The sequence below is a fragment of the Aeromicrobium sp. UBA7512 genome, from assembly GCF_002476985.1.
Taxonomy (GTDB): domain Bacteria; phylum Actinomycetota; class Actinomycetes; order Propionibacteriales; family Nocardioidaceae; genus Aeromicrobium; species Aeromicrobium phoceense.
The window spans coordinates 538637-555148 of sequence record NZ_DLNK01000005.1 but is presented as its reverse complement, the minus strand read 5'-3'; the positions used below and the strand labels follow the sequence as shown (position 1 = coordinate 555148).

The window sequence follows — 16512 nt, the reverse complement described above, 5'->3', positions numbered from 1 at the left end:
AGCGCCGGTGATCGAGTAGCACGGCGAGGAACGAGCCGGCGTATCGAGATCACGTACCGCGGGTTAAGCCTCAGCCCGTGACAGCGCCGTGCGCGGCCGAGCTCACCAGCTTGCGGTACTTGGCCAGGACACCGGAGGTGTACTTCGGCGGGTTGGGCTCCCAGCCGACCTTGCGCTGCTCGAGGTCGGCGTCGTCGATCTCGACGTCGAGGCGCTTGTTCGCCACGTCGAGCGTGATCGGGTCGCCGTCGCGCACGAACGCGATCGGGCCGCCGTCGACGGCTTCAGGCGCGACGTGGCCGACGCACAGGCCGGTGGTACCGCCGGAGAAGCGACCGTCGGTCAGCAGGAGCACGTCCTTGCCGAGGCCGGCGCCCTTGATGGCGCCGGTGATGGCGAGCATCTCGCGCATGCCGGGGCCACCCTTGGGGCCCTCGTAGCGGATGACGACGACGTCGCCGGCGACGACGGTGCCGTCCTCCAGCGCGTCCATCGCGGCGCGCTCGCCGTCGAACACGCGGGCGGTGCCGCGGAAGACCGACTCGTCGAAGCCGGCGCTCTTGACGACCGCACCCTCGGGAGCCAGCGTGCCGTGCAGGATCGTGAGGCCGCCGGTCTTGTGGATCGGCTTGTCGAGCGGGCGGATCACGTCGCCGTCGAGGCCGAGATCGATGTGCGCGAGGTTCTCGGCCATCGTCTTGCCGGTGACGGTCATGACGTCGCCGTGCATGAGGCCCGCGTCGATCAGCGCCTTCATGATCACGGGGATGCCGCCGACCTTGTCGACGTCGTTCATGACGTAGCGGCCGAAGGGCTTGAGATCGCCCAGGTGCGGGACCTTGTCGCCGACGCGGTTGAAGTCCTCGAGCGTCAGCGGGACGCCGGCCTCGCGGGCGATCGCCAGCAGGTGCAGCACCGCGTTGGTGGAGCCGCCGAGCGCCATGACCACGGTGATGGCGTTCTCGAAGGCCTCGAGCGTCATGATGTCGCGCGCGGTGATGCCCTTGCGCAGCAGCTCGACCACGGCCTCGCCGGACTTGCGGGCGTACTCGTCGCGGCGGCGGTCGGGGGCCGGCGGCGCGGCCGAGCCGGGCAGGCTCATGCCGAGCGCCTCGGCGGCCGAGGCCATCGTGTTGGCGGTGTACATGCCGCCGCAGGCACCCTCGCCGGGGCAGATCGCGCGCTCGATGCGGTCGACCTCGTCGCGGCTGATGAGGCCCTTCATGCAGGCTCCGACGGCCTCGAAGGCGTCGATGATCGTGACGTCCTTGCCGTCCACGTTGCCCGGCAGGGTGGAGCCGGCGTAGAGGAAGACGCTGGAGAGGTCGAGGCGCGCGGCGGCCATGAGCATGCCGGGCAGACTCTTGTCGCAGCCGGCCAGCAGCACCGAGCCGTCGAGGCGCTCGGCCGACATGACGACCTCGACCGAGTCGGCGATGACCTCACGGCTGACGAGCGAGAAGTGCATGCCCTCGTGACCCATGCTGATGCCGTCGGAGACGCTGATCGTGCCGAACTCGAGCGGGTACCCGCCGCCGGTGTGCACACCCTCCTTGACGGCCTTGGCGAGCCGGTCGAGTGAGAGGTTGCACGGGGTGATCTCGTTCCAGCTGGACGCGACGCCGATCTGGGGCTTCACCCAGTCGTCGTCCCCCATGCCGACCGCGCGGAGCATGCCGCGCGCGGCGGTCTTCTCCAGGCCGTCGGTGACGTCGCGGCTGCGCGGCTTGATGTCGATGTCGGGCGTGTCGGGGGTCTCGGCCATACGGGCATCGTACGACCGGCATTGAGCGTGCCGTCCCGGTGGTCAGAACAGCGGCACGAGCGCGAGCGCGAGGAACCAGCTGACGAAGCTGCCGACGAGCACGTACTCGGCCCGCGACCCGTCACCCTCGTCCTTGGAGATCTCGGGAAAGCGCAGGATGCCCTTGGCGGCGAGGATCGCCGCCACTCCCCCGTAGTTGCCGCCGATCGCGAAGCCGAAGACGAGCACGCGCTCGAGCGGGCCGATGACGCGGCCGCCCTTGAGCCGGCGCTCCTCGGCGAGCAGTCCGCGGCCGACCCGGTCGAGCACCTCCCGGACGACGGCGTTGGCGGGGCCGATCATCGCCACGGCGGTGACGACGGCGAGCACCATCTCGTCGAGGCTGACTTCAGCCAGCGCCGGAACGTCGAGGTCCTCGTACCAGTCGAGCATCGGCGGCCGGTCGCGGTCGATCGCGGGCGAGGCGATGAGCGCCAGCAGCGCGCCGATGCCGGAGACGACCATGCCGGGGATCCGCCACGAGGGAACGGTGCGCGCGCTGGCCCACCAGAGGCCGACGACCGCGGGCAGCCAGCCGGCACCCGGACCGTAGCCGAGGCCGTACGCCGCGAGGATCACGATCGCGACCATGGCAACGACCTCGACGACGACCACCCAGAGCCGGTCGACGTGGCGCAGGTACTCGGCGAGGCAGATCGCGAGCAGCACGAGTGCGAGGAGGGCCATCAGCGCACCAGCTCCACACCGTCGACGACGGCCAGGGCACCGCTGCGCCGCAGCGACTGGGAGACGGCGGACGCGGAGATGCCCTCGGCCGCGGCGAGCTCGCGCTGGGTGCGGCCCTGGAGCAGGCCCAGCGTCAACCGGCGCTGCCGGCCGTCGAACCCGCTGACCACCTGGTCGCGAGCCATCAAGTAAGCGTTCACCGTTCCCCCTTCGTGCACCCAGGTGCGCAGCCCCGACTGGCGCGCGACACGCTGCTCGACCTCGCCGATCGCGTCGCGCGCGTTCCACCAGGCCGGCCCGTCCTGGGTGAGACCGTACTCGGAGCGACCGACGACTTCGAAGGCGCCGACGCCGATGCCCACGCGGGCGTCCATCTCCTCCGGGAGCGCGAGCCGCACGACGAGTGCGGTGAGCAGCGCGTCATGCACCGTGGCGTGGGTGGACTGGAACTCGTCGCCGATCGTGGGCGCGGGCCGCTGCTCCGATGGGACGAGCTCGGCCGCGGCGGCCAAGGCGCCGATGAGTCGCTCCTGCGCCTCAGCGCGCGAGGTCGCCTGCCGTGAGGCCACGAGGTCGCCGATCAGCGCCACGGTCTGTGAAGGTGAAACCTTCATTTCCATGGAATGAAGCATATACCTTCATTGCCCAGAAATGAAGCCCTCGACTTCACTCGATGGGCTCGGGACGCCACGCGGGAATGACGTCCGCGGCCTCGACGGGTTCGGGAACCGGCGGCCCGGACGGGTTCCGCTCAACCCAGGCGGTGGCCGCCTTGTGGCCCGACTCGAACAGGCTCGTGCGCTGCTCGGGGGTGAGGTCGAAGTCGGTCCAGCGCACACCCTTCGGCTTGGCGAAGATGCTGCGGTCGATCGCGGCCGGGTCGCTGACGTGGCGCACCTGCGTGGAGTCGACGGTGGTGAAGATGAGGTTCGTCAGCAACGACAGCGGAGAGGTGACGGGCTTGGCCTTCGCCCGCTCCCCCGCCGGCGAGCTGAGCCGCACACCGAGGGTGGGCCAGCGGCTCGGCAGCCCATCGCGTCGGTCGAACAACTCGATCGGGTAGCTGCGCAGGAGCGAGCCGTCGGCCAGCGTCAGGGTGCCGTACTTCGACTTCAGCCGGACGGGCTCGAACAGGAACGGGATGGCTGCCGAGGCTCGCACCGCCCGCGCCACCGAGTACTCGTCCGGGTCATGGCCATGGGCCGGCAGGTCCCAGGGCAGGAACATGGCCCGCTGGCGGGAGAGGTCGCTCGCGGTGACCACGAGGCGGTACGACTGGCCCTGCGGCAGCGCGCTGCCCGGGTCGTCGAAGTAGAGGTCGCCGAAGGTGCGCACCCCGAGGTCGCCCAGGACGCCCTTCAGCCACTGCTCCATGTGGCGACCGGGATGCGCCCCGAGGTGGAACATCACGCCCCACGCGTCGGCGGCCCGCGGCCACCACCCCAGCATCGCGCCGCGCTTGCGACGGTCGAGGAACGCGCTGTAGTCGATCGTGCGCATGATGTCGTCGACGCGACTGAACGGCTCCCCCGCGTGCTGCATCGCCGCCATCACCGAGCCGACCATCGCCCCGGCCGAAGAACCACCGATCCGGGCGAACGTGTAGCCGTGCTCAGCCAAGGCGGTCGCGGCGCCCACGAGGGCGATCCCCTTGACTCCCCCGCCCTCGAGAACGAGGTCGACCGCGCGCGTCTGCTCCACGGTTCGACTCTATGGCGTGGGCGTGGACATGGCTCCGGGGCCGCCCGCGAGCCCTGGCTTGGGATCGCGTCATTCCGCCGCATATGTCTCTTCATGAACACTGCGCCACCAACGCGCTCTGTGGGGTCACCTAGCGCCTCGTTGCGAGGCCTTCTAGTCGCAGCCGATCCCGTCGCCGTCGGCGTCCAGCCGGTACGGGTCGCTTCCGGTTACCTTGACGGGATGACCGATCTCACCGCAGTCCAGGTCGGCCACGATGCGCAGGCAAGGCGAGTATCCGCTCATGCACTCGCTCTTTGGCACCTCCTTCTTACGAGGCTGTGGCACGAGAGGGACGGGTTTCGCGGCCTTCCGGCAGGCGGGCACTGAGGCCGCCGCCAGGGCGCGGTCGAGTCGACGAGCCAACTCGGGGTTCTCGTGGCGGAACTGTTCCAGGTAGCGGCCGTCGCCGAGCCCATTCTTCGCGAGCTTGACGTTGAGCGACCTGCCCTTCTCGTCACGGACCTCGGCGACAGCTCGGCCGTGATCGTCAGTGGTGTATGCATCGACGGTGAATCCGTTGCTGAGAAATTTGCGCGTGTAAGCCGTCGCCTCAGGCCCACACTGCTCGTTTCTCTCCGGCGTGTTGACGAGCCCCAGACGGTATTCCTTGCCGTCTGATGCCACCCATGAATCGCCGTCCTTCTGGTCCGTGACGAACAGGAGGACGACGGGTTCCTCAGTCGGCTCCGTGTCGGGCGTCGAGGTCGGTTCGGCGCTGGGCGTGGTCTGTTCAACCGCCGGAGCCGGTTCGGTTGCCTGGGTCGGCGGCGTGGTCGCGACATCGGTCTCCACCGGCGTGGCGGCGACTCCGATCGCTGTCATCCCGGCGAATGCCACGCATGCCGCGACCAGCCAGAACTCCCATCGCCGAATCCAAGGCCTGGAGGCCCGCGCCTCAGGAAGGCCGCGTGCACCACCGGCGGACGGCTGATCTCCGACAGGCGCGTACTGGTAGTTCCGCGCGGTGTGCTCAGTCCACGCGGCGCCGTCCCAATAGCGCAGCTCCCCTTGCGCATCTGGATACCAGCCGGCACTGGCGCGGGGACCTTCAGTCATCGGACGAGCGTCCCACGATCACTCAGCGAATACCGGGAAACCGGCGCCTTGTCTGGCAGGACCCGAAGCGGTCTAGGCGACCAGTGGGTGTCGCCCGCGGCGTGATTCGGCTGGCCACGCGTGAGTTTCAGGACGATCAAGCCCGACCAGCATTCGCCATTCCGTCGGACCTCTCCGATAGGACGGGATAGTAAGGGAGGTGAGCACAGTGGCAAAAGCCAAAGGCGGGAAACCAAGCAAGAGCGCTCTCTCGAAGGCGGGGAAGACTCTCGCGTCGAATGGATCGTCCAAGCAGTCGAAGTCAACAGCTGGGAAGACTCTCGGCAAAGGCTGATCCGATCCTCAATGCAGCAAGGCGGAAGGCCGTCAATCCTGAATTGCGGCCTTCCGCCTTGACTAAGCGAGGCGGCAGCCCGCCGCGCTTGGCGTACTGCAGCCGGAGCCGGCCAATCTGGCAACGGTCGTGGTCAAGCGTCCTCCATCCCGACTCGATCAGGCGCCGAACTCCTGCTTGAGCGCCGCCAGGATGTCGGACGCCGCCTCGAAGAACTGGTCCTGCCCCTTGTCGCCGATCTGGAGCAGCGCGAGGTCGGTGAACCCCGCGTCCGCGAACGGCCGGACGGCCTCGATCACAGCATCGATGTCGTTGCCGCAGGGGATCTGGCCCGCGACGTCCTCGGGGCGGACGAACTGAGTGGCGGCGTCGAACGCGGACGGGCCGGGCAGCTCGGCGTTGACCTTCCACCCGCCGGCGAACCAGCGGAACTGCTCATGGGCTCGAGCCAGCGCCTTGTCCTGGTCGGAGTCCCACGAGATGGGCAGCTGACCGACCTTGCGTGCCGGCTTCTTCGCGGTGGTCGCCTCGTCGAAGTTCTTGACCGCATCGCCGTCGGGCTCGACCGCGATCATGAAGTCGGCCCACGGAGCGGCGATCTCGATCGACTGAGGACCGCTGACCGCGACGCCGATGGGCGCGCGCGTCTCCGGCAGGTCCCAGAGCTTCGCGGAGTCGACCCGGTAGTGGTCGCCGACGAAGTTGACGTAGCCGCCCTCGAAGAGCTCGCTGATGATCTGGAGTGCCTCGGCGAACCGCTCGTGGCGCACGTTGACCGGGTCCCAGCCCTCACCGATGACGTGCTCGTTGAGGTTCTCCCCCGCCCCCAGGCCGAGCGAGAAGCGTCCCTCGCTCAGGACGCCGAGCGTCGCGGCCTGCTGCGCCACCACCGTCGGGTGATAGCGCCCGATCGGACACGTCACGTAGGTCATCAGCTCCAGCGTCTGCGTCGCGTAGGCGACGGCGCCGAGGGTCACCCACGCGTTCGGGCTGTGGCCCTGCTCGTCGAGCCACGGGTTGTAGTGGTCGCTCATGACGGCGAACGGGAATCCCACCTCCTCGGCCTTCTGGGCGTACTTCACCAGCTTCGTGGGCGGGGACTGTTCGCACATGAGGGTGCATCCGATGGAGAGGCTCATGGTGATCGTGTACCCGAGACGGCACTACTCACTCTCGGCCTGATCCAGACCAGCGACGAGCGACGCATTGCGACACCCAGCGTCAGTGGCCGAGCGTAACCTCGGCCCCGTGGCAGTGAACGAGCCAGGACGACCCAGAGTCGTGATGATGTGTGGACCAGGCGGTGCAGGCAAGACCACTTACGCCAAGCGCTTGGAGCGCGAAGGCTGGACGCGCCTGTCGTTCGAGGTGGAGTTCTGGGATCGCGGAATCACGACGATGCCCTCCGCCGACGTGGTCGCGGAGGTGGCAGTCGACCTGAAGGCGCGCCTTCTGCGCCATGTCGCGGCAGGGGACGATGTCGTGCTCGACTTCGGGTTCTGGTTTCGGCGACAACGCGACGAGTACCGCGCACTGCTCGCACCTCAGGGCATCGTGCCGGAGACCGTGTACATCGCGACGAGCCTTGAGACCATCCTGAGCCGGGTCGAGGATCGACACGGCAGGCGCGCGGACGATTGGCCGCTCACCAAGCGGGCGGCGACGGAGTACTTCGAGCGGTTCGAACCGCCCATGCCCGAGGAGGGGCCGCTCGAGGTCGTCCGCTAGGCCAAACGTGATGTGGCCGCTCGTCGGCGGGTCAGTTCTCTGTCAGAGCGAAGGTCGCCAGCGCGTGCACCAGCGACTGCCCGTCCTGCTCCACCTCGGACTCGCAGATGGTGAGCCTGTCGCCGCGCTTGCGCACCTTCGAGGTGACCGTGAGCCGGCCCGGCTTACCGGGGCGGAGGTAGGTGACCGTGAGCTGACTCGTGGCAGGCGTCTCGTCGTCCACGACGCTGAGGATCGCTGCGCCCATGGTCGTGTCGACCAGGGTGGCGAGCAGTCCGCCGTGAACGGTGCCGGCGGCGTTGAGATGCCGGTCATCGACGTCCATGGTCAGCGTCGCCTGTCCGTCGGCTGCTTCCGGCGCATGCGCGCCGATGGTCGCGAGGAAGTCGTGGTTGGTGTCAGTCACGTGCTCTCTGTACCCGCTGCCTCCGTGAAGATGCGTCCGCGACGGGGTGGGCCGCGGCACGTCGGGCAGACTGCAGGAGTGTCCGACCCGCTGCGCAGCCTGCTCGCCGCACCCCCAGACCTCCCGGTCACGGCGGGCCTGGCCGCACTCGACGAGGCGCTCCGCACGCGCGGCGTCGCAGTGATCCACGCGCCGCCCGGCACCGGCAAGACGACCTTGGTCCCGCCCGCGGTCGCGGGGGTCGTCTCCGGCCGGGTCGTCGTCACCCAGCCCAGTCGCATCGCGGCACGCGCTGCTGCCCGACGGCTGGCGAGCCTGCTGGGCGAACCGGTCGGCGAGACGGTCGGCTACTCCGTGCGGGGGGACCGGCGCACCAGTCGACGCACTCAGGTCGAGGTGGTCACCACCGGCCTGCTGCTCCGGCGGATCCAGCACGATCCCGAGCTCGCGGGCGTCGGCGCCGTCGTCCTCGACGAGGTGCACGAGCGCCACCTCGACGCCGACCTCACCCTGGCTCTGCTGATCGACATCCGCGCGAACCTGCGTGAGGACCTGACCCTGGTGGCGATGTCCGCCACCATCGAGGCCGAGCGCACGACCGCGCTGCTCGGAGGTCACGAGCCCGCACCGGTGATCACCGTCCCCGGTGCCCTGCACCCGGTGGACACGGTCTGGTGCCCGCTGTTGCCCGGGTCGCGCCGCACCAACGACCGCGGCATCACTCCCGCCTTCCACGACCACGTCGCCGCGACCGTCCGGCGTGCGCTCGCCGAGCACGAGGGAGACGTCCTCGTCTTCGTGCCGGGTGTCGCGGAGGTCGACGCGACCATCCGTCGCCTGTCCGGAGTGGATGCCGACGTGCACGCACTGCACGGTCGCCTGTCCAGCGCCGAGCAGGACCGCGCGCTCACCGAGGGTCCGCGTCGCCGCGTGATCGTCTCGACCGCGGTCGCCGAGTCATCGCTGACGGTGCCCGGCGTGCGCGTCGTGGTGGATGCCGGATTCTCACGTGAGCCGCGCACCGACCACCGTCGCGGACTCGCCTCGCTGGTCACCGTCGCCGTGAGCCGAGCCGCGGCCGACCAGCGAGCGGGACGCGCCGGCCGTCTGGGACCGGGCGCGGTGCTGCGGTGTTGGTCGAAGGCGGAGCACGCACACTTGGCACCCCACCCCGAACCCGAGATCGCCACCGCCGACCTGACCGCCTTCACTCTCGAGGTGGCGTGCTGGGGAAGTCACGACGTTCGCGAGCTGGCCCTCCTCGACCAGCCGCCGCCGCACGCCCTGTCGGCAGCCCGGCAGGTGCTGGTGGACCTGGGCGCGATCACCGAGGACGTGACCGCCACTCCTCGGGGCCGCGTCATCGCCGGCGTGCCGGTCGACCCCCGGCTCGCGCGTGCGCTGATCGACGGGGCTGGCCTCGTCGGAACGAACCGGGCCGCCGAGATCGTCGCGATGCTCAGCGAGGACGTTCGTGCTCCCGGTGGGGACCTGGTGGCGGCGCTGCGAGCGCTGCGCGGTGGCCAGCGGTCAGGTTCGTGGCGCACCCAGGTCAAGCGGTTGGAGGCCGTCGCGAAAGAGCAGGGTGCGAAGGATCAGGGTGCCGACATGCACACCCGAGCCCTGACCGATGACGTGGCGGTGGGGCTCGTGGTCGCCCTCGCCCACCCGGACCGGATCGCGCGCAAGCGCTCCGGTGGGTCGAGCTACCTGATGACGTCCGGGACGGGCGCGGCGTTCGACCAGCGCGACCCGGGCCCCCTGGCAGGCCTGGAATGGCTCGCGGTCGCCGATGCGGATCGCCGGTCCGGGCAGCGGGAGGCCCGGATCCGGTCGGCGGCACCGCTCACCGAGGACCTCGCGCTGGAGGCGGCGGGCTCGCTGTGGACCGAAGTCGACGAGGTCGGCTGGACCGGCGGGCGCGTCCTGTCTCGGCGCCGCACGCTGCTCGGCGCGATCGAGCTCAGCTCCGTCCCGCTTAGCGACCCACCGGTGGAAGCCGTGACCGAGGCCATCCAGGAGGCGCTGGAGGGCGAGGGCATCGGCCTTCTCACCTGGTCGGAGGCGGCCACGGCGCTGCGCGCTCGCCTCGACTTCCTGCACCGGGCCCTCGGTGACCCCTGGCCCGACGTGAGCGACGAGGCGCTGACGCAGAACCTCCAGTCGTGGCTCGGGCCGCAGCTGGCGCGAGTCCGCTCGGCCCAGGACCTGCGCCGGATCGACGTCGTGGGCGCACTGCGGGCGTTGTTGCCGTGGCCGCAGGCGGGCCGACTCGACGAGCTGGCCCCCGAGCGGGTGGAGGTGCCGAGCGGATCGATCATGCGGATCGACTACTCGCAGGAGCAGCCCGTGCTCGCCGTGCGGTTGCAGGAGGTCTTCGGCTGGGACGCCGTGCCGCGTCTCGCGGACGGCAGGGTCCCGCTCCTGCTGCACCTCCTCTCCCCCGCCCGGCGCCCGGCTGCCGTCACGGCAGACCTGGAGTCCTTCTGGGACAACGGCTATCCGGGCGTGCGTGCCGACCTGCGCGGGCGCTACCCCAAGCACTCCTGGCCCGACGATCCCCGCGGCGCGCCGGCCACCCGACGGACGAATACGCCTCGCACTCGACGGTGAGGGACGCCATCATCAACCCCATGACCACCGGACACGCCGACAGCCTGCGAGCCCTGTACCAGGCGTTCAACAACCGTGATCTCGACGCCGTCCTCGCGGCGATGGCGCCGGACGTCGACTGGCCGAACGGCTGGGAGGGCGGCCGGCTGTCGGGACGCGACGAGGTGCGGGACTACTGGGAGCGGCAGTGGAGGGAGATCCGCCCGATGACCATCGTGCGACACATCCGCGACCGCTCCGACGGAACCGTCGAAGCACGCGTTCGTCTCGTCGTGCGCGACCCTGCAGGGAACGTCCTGGAGCGCTCCGAGGTGACTCACGTCTATGAGTTCGAGGGACCTCACGTCCGGCGCATGACGCTCGAGCAGTAGAGCGCCGGCAAGCAATCCGGTCATAGACTGCGTCGATGGTGGACCTGGACGCTGTCGAAGACGGGATCTGGACGTTGCTCGCCCCCTACCGGGCTGAGCTCGAGGACGCGACGATCTACGGGATGCCCTCACTGCGCTGGCCCGGCTCTGGCGGTCACGACTACTTCGCCGCCGTGAAGCGGAGCGCGCGCAAGGTGAGCCTCTACGCCGTCGCTGTGGACACGTGGCCGGAGACGCTCGAGGGTTCCTCCGACGAGTTCAGGTCCTTGCGCACCGGCAAGGCGACCTTCTCCTTCACGTCGCTGGAGGGCGAACTCAGGGCGGAGCTGGAGGCGTTCCTGCACCGCCTGTACAAGCCGTACCGCGAGCATCACCACCCTGGCTGACGCCCCAGCGCTCCGTCGCCGTCAGCCGTTGAGGCCGACCCGCCGCACCAGTAGTGTCGCGTCGCCGATCTCGACGGTCTTCCCGTCGCGCTCGACAACGCGCGGACGTTCCTCGACCACCACCGGCTCAAAGCTGCCGTCGAGGGCAGGCAACAGGTCCTCGGCGTGCCACATGGCGCGGAACTGTTCGGCGCTGAGCTGAGCGAAGGTCTCCGACGGGGCGTGCCCGACGACGAGCAGGTGTCCACCGGGCGCGACCGCCATGGCGAGGCGGCGCACCACGTCGACCATCGAGCCTCCGGGGTGCAGGAAGTGGGTGGTCACGAGATCGAACCGGCGACTCCCGGCGTCGAACGTGCGAGCGTCGACCTGCCACCAACTGGTTCGGTCTGCCACGCCCGCCTCCTCCGCGTGCCGGGCGGCACGGTCAAGTCCCTGAGCTGAGAAGTCGGCGCCGGTGACGGTCCATCCCTGCTGCGCCAGCCAGATGACGTCGCCACCCTCACCGCATCCCAGATCCAGCGCAGTGCCGGGGGCCAGTGCGCTCACCTCCGCGACGAGCTGGGGGTTGGGCTGGCCGCTCCAGACCTTCTCGGACCCGGCGTACCGCTTGTCCCAGCCGGGCTGCTCGAAGTAGTCCGGGGCGTCCTGCTGGTGGTCATCGTGGTCGTGTGATTCGGTCATGGTCCCAGCATGGTGCCGCTTCGGAGGCACGGCAAGATTCCTTGCCGTTGTGGCAAAGTGGTCCCATGACCGACATCTCGGACGACACGAGTCGCGTCCTCGACGGCGTGGGCCCGCGGTTGCGGGCTCTGCGCACCGCACGCGGGGCGACGCTCGCTGATCTCTCCGCCGACACGGGCATCTCGACGAGCACGCTCTCGCGACTCGAGTCCGGGCAGCGAAAGCCGACCCTCGAGCTCCTGCTGGCGCTGTCTCGGGTACACCAGGTGCCGCTCGACGAGCTCGTCGATGCGCCCGAGACCGGCGATCCCCGGGTGCGCGCGAAGCCGATCGTCCGCCACGGGCGGACCTTCATTCCCCTGACGCGTCGGCCCGGCGGAGTGCAGGCGTTCAAGATCGTCATCCCCCCGCACGACCCGCCCGAGCCGTACCGACCTCAGGTCCACGACGGGTACGAGTGGATCTACGTACTCTCAGGCCGACTACACCTCGTCCTGGATCGACGCGAGATCGACCTCGGCCCCGGCGAGGTCGTGGAGTTCGACACCCGCACGCCCCACGTCGTCGCCAACCGTGGCGACATCCCCGCCGAGGTGATCGGCCTGTTCGGCCCCCAGGGCGAACGCATGCACATTCGCTCCGGACAGTGAGCCATCCGACCGCGTTGGCATCTGAGCCGAGCTAGCAGCAATGAACCGAGGTGACTTTTTCCACCGCGATTGGCTAGTGGTCATCGTCGTGGTCGGACGGCATCACGCTCCGTGGGACTTGCGGACCGAGCTTCTCGGAGTGTTCGCTGATGGCCCAGCTGGCGAGGAGCGCCAGTGCGTCTTGTGATGCGCTGTGCGGTTCGGCCGTGTACGCGACGAGGCTTGAACTGGATCCAACAGCGAGGGGCAGTGATTCGTAGGGCAGCTCGAGGTCGCCGACGACGGGGTGGTGGAACTTCTTGGTCCCGGTGGCGTGTATGCGGACGTTGTGTGCTGCCCAGCGCACGCGGAACTCGTTGCTTCGCGTGGAGAGCTGGCCCACGAGGTCGGAAAGATCTCGGTCGTGAGGGTCGCGGCCGGCTTCGGCGCGAAGGATGGCGACGGTGTCGTTGGCAACGGTCTCCCATTCGGGGAAGTACGTCATGGACTGCTTGTTCAGGAAGATGTATCGCGCGTTGTTCGGTGGGCCGTCCTGGTCGTCGAAGACCGGTGAGAACAGGGCACGACCGAGCGGGTTGGCTGCGATGATGTCGAGTCGTCCGCTCATCACGACAGCGGGCGTGTCGTGCATTGCGTCGAGCAACCGTTGGATGGTGGGACGCACGGGTCGCAATGAGGGTGTGCTCCTGCGTTCCGTGCGCCTGGGCGTGCCAGCCGTTCGGAGCAGGTCGATCAGGTGCGCTCGTTCTGCAGTGTCGAGCTGGAGGGCATCGGCGACTCCGTCGATGATCCCGTCGGAGATTCCGGTCGCGTCACCGCGTTCGAGGCGCACGTAGTACTGGGGCGAGACACCCGCGAGAACCGCGACCTCCTCCCGTCTCAGGCCCGCCACGCGTCGTCGGTCGCCCCCGTGCGTAGGAAGCCCTGCCTGTGCCGGCGTGATGCGGGCGCGACGGGTCGAGAGGAACTCGCGGATCGCAGCGCGCGCCTCATCCCGAGAGCTGAGGGGCTGATCGCTGGTCGCCATGCCCTCCACAGTACGAGGCCTTCGAATGGTGTGGGAGTCACTGTCGGTGACCCTTTCGACAGGGCCTTTTACCGACGGCCGAGCGCTGCTTACGTAGAGCTCAGCACCACCGGACGGCGGTGGCGAAGATCAGAAGGAAGTGCACCACATGCCAGACAAGCAGGTATGGCTCATCACCGGCGCAGGCCGTGGCCTCGGAGTCGACATCGCGAAGGCGGCGCTCGCCGCCGGCCACTCCGTGGTCGCCACCGCCCGCAAGACTCAGAGCATCACCGACGCGCTCGGCGAGCACGACGACCTGCTGGCCGTCGCCCTCGACGTCACCGACACCGCAGCCGCCCAAGCAGCCGTACGCTCCACCGTCGACCGTTTCGGCCGGCTGGACGTTCTGGTGAACAACGCCGGCACGTTCCAAGCAGGCTTCTTCGAGGAGATGACCGAGGAGAGCTTCCGCTCCCAGATCGAGACCACGTTGTTCGGGCCGGTCAACGTCACTCGCGCCGCCTTGCCGCAGATGCGTACGCAGCGTTCGGGCCTCGTGGTCACGGTCTCCTCGACCGCGGGCGTCTCCGCAGATGGCGTCTTCCTGACCGCCTACGCCGCGTCCAAGTTCGGTGTCGAAGGATTCATGGAGGCCCTAGCGCCCGAGGTCGCACCGTTCGGCATCCGCACGATGCTCGTGGTCCCTGGATTCTTCCGCACCGAACTGCTTTCACCGCAGTCGACCCAGTACGCCGAGCCGTCGATCGACGACTACGCCGACCGTACGCAGGCCACCGTCGACGGCTGGCGCAGCATGGATGGCGCCCAGGGTGGCGACCCCGCGAAGCTCGCGGCGGCACTCATCGAGGTCACCGCGCTCGATGAGCCGCCGTTCAGGTTCGCCGCCGGCGCTGACGCGGTCGGCGTGTTCGAGGCCAAGGCCGCGGCCCTGCTAGCCCAGGCAGACGCCCACCGCGAATTGTCGAGCAGCCTCGACCACGACGACGCCTGAACCCGTGGGGCGACGTCTCCCCCGGGGGACGCCCCCTGCGTCTATCCGCCGCCAGTGGGCGCGCGAACTGCGCCGACCGCGACGGTGGTCGGCTCTACCCCTTGACGCGCTTGGTCTCGTAGGCCCACATCGCGACCTCGACGCGGTTGCGGGCGCCGAGCTTGTTCATCAGCGCGCCGACGTGGGTCTTCACCGTGCTCAGGCTGATGTGCAGCTCATCGGCGATCTCGGCGTTGGTGCGGCCGCGGGCGACGGTGAGCAGCACCTCCTCCTCGCGTTCGGTGAGCGGCTCGATCGGCTGGGCCGGCTTGGACGTTCGCTCCAGCCCGGCCAGCGTGGTGAGCAGGCGGCGGGTGATGTCGGGTGAGATGAGCGCGTCGCCGTTCGCGGCGGCGTGGATCGCCTGGACCAGCAGCTCGGGCCCGGCGTCCTTCAGCAGGAAGCCGCGGGCGCCCGCTTTGAGGGCACCGTGGATGTACTCGTCGAGGTCGAAGGTCGTGATGATCACGATGGCCATGGGGTTCTCGACCCCCGGCCCGGCGAGCTGGCGGGTGGCCTCGACGCCGTCGATGCCGGGCATCCGGATGTCGAAGAGGCAGACGTCGGGACGCAGCTCGCGGGCCACGGCCACCGCCTCGTGACCGTCCGTCGCCTCGCCAATCACCTCGATCCCGGGCTGCGCGTTGAGAATCATGGTGAGCCCGGTGCGGACCAGGAGCTGGTCGTCGGCGACCACCACACGGATGCTCGCAGAACCGGTCACTGGGGCACCTCGCGCGGCAGGGTCGCCTCGACGGTCCAGCCGCCGGCCGGGTCCGGGCCGGCCTCGCAGGTGCCGCCGAGCAGCTTCGCTCGCTCGGCCATGCCGAGCAGGCCGTAGCCCCCGATGTTCGCGGGGCGGGCCGCTTCTCCGTCATCGTGCACACGCAACCGTACGACGCCGGCGTCGCCTGTGACCTCCACCGTGACCGCCGTGGGGTTCAGCGCATGCCGGATCGCGTTGGTGACCGACTCCTGACAGATCCGGTAGACCGCCACCTCCACGGGCAGCGGCAGGCCGGCGAGACCGCCTCCGCAGTGCACCTGCACCAGTGGGCTCATCCGGGTCAGCTCGTCCAGATCGCCGATGCCCCGCTGCGGTGCGAAGTCGGCCGGCTCCGCGTCGGCGCCCGCGCCATCCCGGAGCACGCGGACCATCGTGCGCATCTCGTGCAGGGTGCGCGACGCCTCCGCCTCGATCACGGCCAGCGCCTCGACCGCCAGGGTCGGGTCGGTGGCAGCCACCGCCCGTCCTGCCTGCGCCTGGATCGCGATGGCCGACACGTGGTGCGCGACGGTGTCGTGCAGCTCGCGGGCGAGCTCACCGCGCTCCAGGGTCCGGACCTGCTGCACCTCGCGCTGGTGCGCCACCGCGCGGTAGCGCATCGCGGCCCCGAGGGCGAAGGACGCGACCACCACGGTGGTGCCGCCGATCAGGTCCCCGAGGGTCTGGCTGGCCGCGAGACCGAAGACGACCGGCACGGCGACGATCGCCGTGCCGATCAGGGCCTCGCGGCCCGAAGCCCAGCGGTACAGGGAGTACGGGAACAGCAGGACGGCGATCATGGAGTAGAGCCCCGCATCGGTGATGCCGTCGAGGATCATCGGCAGGTGCAGCACCATCGCGCCGCCGAAGCCGACCGCGGTGGCCAGGAGTGGATGCGTGCGCCGCCAGAGCAGGACCGGAATCACCAGGAGCGCGACCACGGTGGACAACGGCCGCACCGGTACGTCGGAGCGGAAGATCGCCTCACCCGCGGCCGTGACCAGCAGGGCGCCGACCAGGACCCAGTCCCACCAGACCCGCGCCGGCGGGTCCGGGGCACGAGGCTCGGCAAGGATCGAGCGGATGAAGGCGGGGAGCACCTCCTCAGCCTAGGGATCGGCGACCCTCCTCGTACCGGTCTCGAGCAGGAGCCGCTCCTCGTCCTTTCGGCCGAGGACTCCCCCGTTCCTGCGCCCGATGTGCGTCACTCGCCGCCGGGCCAGC

The 16512-nt window shown here is 69.6% G+C and carries 17 protein-coding genes; 6 read left to right on the top strand and 11 right to left on the bottom strand.

The features are described 5' to 3' along the window. Positions 1–70: 70 nt before the first annotated feature. The 6 genes from ilvD to B2363_RS09105 all read right to left on the bottom strand — a co-directional run bounded on the left by ilvD (position 71) and on the right by B2363_RS09105 (position 6763). The gene (gene ilvD, locus B2363_RS09130) at positions 71–1765 is read right to left on the bottom strand and encodes a dihydroxy-acid dehydratase (protein WP_286929723.1); all 1695 of its coding nucleotides are present in this window, start codon (positions 1763–1765) and stop codon (positions 71–73) included. A 42-nt stretch (positions 1766–1807) separates the two neighbouring features. After that, a complete protein-coding gene (locus B2363_RS09125) occupies positions 1808–2491 on the bottom strand; it encodes a hypothetical protein (RefSeq protein ID WP_286929722.1) in 684 nt (227 codons plus the stop codon). Further along, complete coding sequence (locus B2363_RS09120) at positions 2491–3111, bottom strand: SatD family protein (protein WP_286929721.1); 621 nt, start codon at positions 3109–3111, stop codon at positions 2491–2493. Before B2363_RS09120 ends, B2363_RS09125 begins: the two co-directional genes overlap by 1 nt. A 46-nt stretch (positions 3112–3157) precedes the next feature. Next, entirely contained in the window at positions 3158–4192 is a 1035-nt protein-coding gene (locus B2363_RS09115; protein WP_286929720.1) for a patatin-like phospholipase family protein, read from the bottom strand. Positions 4193–4345: 153 nt separating this feature from the next. Beyond that, complete coding sequence (locus tag B2363_RS09110) at positions 4346–5290, bottom strand: DUF2510 domain-containing protein (RefSeq protein WP_286929719.1); 945 nt, start codon at positions 5288–5290, stop codon at positions 4346–4348. 492 nt (positions 5291–5782) lie between these two features. Further along, positions 5783–6763: a TIGR03557 family F420-dependent LLM class oxidoreductase gene (locus tag B2363_RS09105; RefSeq protein WP_286929718.1), complete on the bottom strand. Its 981-nt coding sequence runs from the start codon at positions 6761–6763 to the stop codon at positions 5783–5785. 109 nt (positions 6764–6872) lie between these two features. Here B2363_RS09105 and B2363_RS09100 point away from each other — a divergent pair, with 109 nt between their 5' ends. Beyond that, positions 6873–7352, top strand: a complete 480-nt coding sequence (locus B2363_RS09100) for an AAA family ATPase (RefSeq protein WP_286929717.1) — start codon at positions 6873–6875, stop codon at positions 7350–7352. Between the two features lie 31 nt (positions 7353–7383). Here the strand turns inward: B2363_RS09100 and B2363_RS09095 are convergent, their stop codons facing one another. Beyond that, complete coding sequence (locus B2363_RS09095) at positions 7384–7758, bottom strand: PaaI family thioesterase (protein ID WP_286929716.1); 375 nt, start codon at positions 7756–7758, stop codon at positions 7384–7386. A 30-nt stretch (positions 7759–7788) separates the two neighbouring features. Between B2363_RS09095 and hrpB the strand changes: the two genes are divergently transcribed. Genes hrpB through B2363_RS09080 form a run of 3 tightly spaced genes read left to right on the top strand, consistent with a single transcriptional unit; the run spans position 7789 to position 11128 of the window. Further along, a complete protein-coding gene (gene hrpB, locus B2363_RS09090; RefSeq protein ID WP_376785964.1) occupies positions 7789–10371 on the top strand; it encodes an ATP-dependent helicase HrpB in 2583 nt (860 codons plus the stop codon). A gap of 20 nt (positions 10372–10391) precedes the next feature. Beyond that, on the top strand, positions 10392–10742 hold the full coding sequence (locus tag B2363_RS09085) for a nuclear transport factor 2 family protein (protein WP_286929714.1): 351 nt from the start codon (positions 10392–10394) through the stop codon (positions 10740–10742). A gap of 35 nt (positions 10743–10777) precedes the next feature. Then, the gene (locus B2363_RS09080; protein ID WP_286929713.1) at positions 10778–11128 is read left to right on the top strand and encodes a hypothetical protein; all 351 of its coding nucleotides are present in this window, start codon (positions 10778–10780) and stop codon (positions 11126–11128) included. A gap of 21 nt (positions 11129–11149) precedes the next feature. Here the strand turns inward: B2363_RS09080 and B2363_RS09075 are convergent, their stop codons facing one another. Next, positions 11150–11812: a class I SAM-dependent methyltransferase gene (locus tag B2363_RS09075; protein WP_286929712.1), complete on the bottom strand. Its 663-nt coding sequence runs from the start codon at positions 11810–11812 to the stop codon at positions 11150–11152. A gap of 65 nt (positions 11813–11877) precedes the next feature. Between B2363_RS09075 and B2363_RS09070 the strand changes: the two genes are divergently transcribed. Then, complete coding sequence (locus B2363_RS09070; RefSeq protein ID WP_181755386.1) at positions 11878–12462, top strand: helix-turn-helix domain-containing protein; 585 nt, start codon at positions 11878–11880, stop codon at positions 12460–12462. Between the two features lie 73 nt (positions 12463–12535). On the opposite strand, the gene B2363_RS09065 is transcribed toward B2363_RS09070, so the two are convergent. After that, complete coding sequence (locus B2363_RS09065; protein ID WP_286929711.1) at positions 12536–13489, bottom strand: helix-turn-helix transcriptional regulator; 954 nt, start codon at positions 13487–13489, stop codon at positions 12536–12538. Between the two features lie 148 nt (positions 13490–13637). On the opposite strand from B2363_RS09065, the gene B2363_RS09060 reads away from it, so the two are divergent. Next, the gene (locus B2363_RS09060; RefSeq protein WP_286929710.1) at positions 13638–14483 is read left to right on the top strand and encodes an SDR family oxidoreductase; all 846 of its coding nucleotides are present in this window, start codon (positions 13638–13640) and stop codon (positions 14481–14483) included. 94 nt (positions 14484–14577) lie between these two features. Here B2363_RS09060 and B2363_RS09055 read toward each other — a convergent pair whose 3' ends face one another. Together B2363_RS09055 and B2363_RS09050 are read right to left on the bottom strand one after the other, a co-directional pair. Beyond that, on the bottom strand, positions 14578–15246 hold the full coding sequence (locus B2363_RS09055) for a response regulator (RefSeq protein ID WP_286929709.1): 669 nt from the start codon (positions 15244–15246) through the stop codon (positions 14578–14580). Further along, positions 15243–16388, bottom strand: coding sequence for a sensor histidine kinase (locus tag B2363_RS09050; protein ID WP_286929708.1), 1146 nt, complete (start codon positions 16386–16388; stop codon positions 15243–15245). The genes B2363_RS09055 and B2363_RS09050 overlap by 4 nt, the downstream gene beginning before the upstream one ends. Positions 16389–16512 lie beyond the last annotated feature (124 nt).

Excerpts from the sequence above, each read along its gene's own strand:
- ilvD (WP_286929723.1), bottom strand. The coding sequence starts at position 1,765 with ATGGCCGAGACCCCCGACACGCCCGACATCGACATCAAGCCGCGCAGC.
- B2363_RS09125 (WP_286929722.1), bottom strand. The coding sequence starts at position 2,491 with ATGGCCCTCCTCGCACTCGTGCTGCTCGCGATCTGCCTCGCCGAGTAC.
- B2363_RS09120 (WP_286929721.1), bottom strand. The coding sequence starts at position 3,111 with ATGGAAATGAAGGTTTCACCTTCACAGACCGTGGCGCTGATCGGCGAC.
- B2363_RS09110 (WP_286929719.1), bottom strand. The coding sequence starts at position 5,290 with ATGACTGAAGGTCCCCGCGCCAGTGCCGGCTGGTATCCAGATGCGCAA.
- B2363_RS09105 (WP_286929718.1), bottom strand. The coding sequence starts at position 6,763 with ATGAGCCTCTCCATCGGATGCACCCTCATGTGCGAACAGTCCCCGCCC.
- hrpB (WP_376785964.1), top strand. The coding sequence starts at position 7,789 with ATGCGTCCGCGACGGGGTGGGCCGCGGCACGTCGGGCAGACTGCAGGA.
- B2363_RS09085 (WP_286929714.1), top strand. The coding sequence starts at position 10,392 with ATGACCACCGGACACGCCGACAGCCTGCGAGCCCTGTACCAGGCGTTC.
- B2363_RS09080 (WP_286929713.1), top strand. The coding sequence starts at position 10,778 with ATGGTGGACCTGGACGCTGTCGAAGACGGGATCTGGACGTTGCTCGCC.
- B2363_RS09075 (WP_286929712.1), bottom strand. The coding sequence starts at position 11,812 with ATGACCGAATCACACGACCACGATGACCACCAGCAGGACGCCCCGGAC.
- B2363_RS09070 (WP_181755386.1), top strand. The coding sequence starts at position 11,878 with ATGACCGACATCTCGGACGACACGAGTCGCGTCCTCGACGGCGTGGGC.
- B2363_RS09065 (WP_286929711.1), bottom strand. The coding sequence starts at position 13,489 with ATGGCGACCAGCGATCAGCCCCTCAGCTCTCGGGATGAGGCGCGCGCT.
- B2363_RS09060 (WP_286929710.1), top strand. The coding sequence starts at position 13,638 with ATGCCAGACAAGCAGGTATGGCTCATCACCGGCGCAGGCCGTGGCCTC.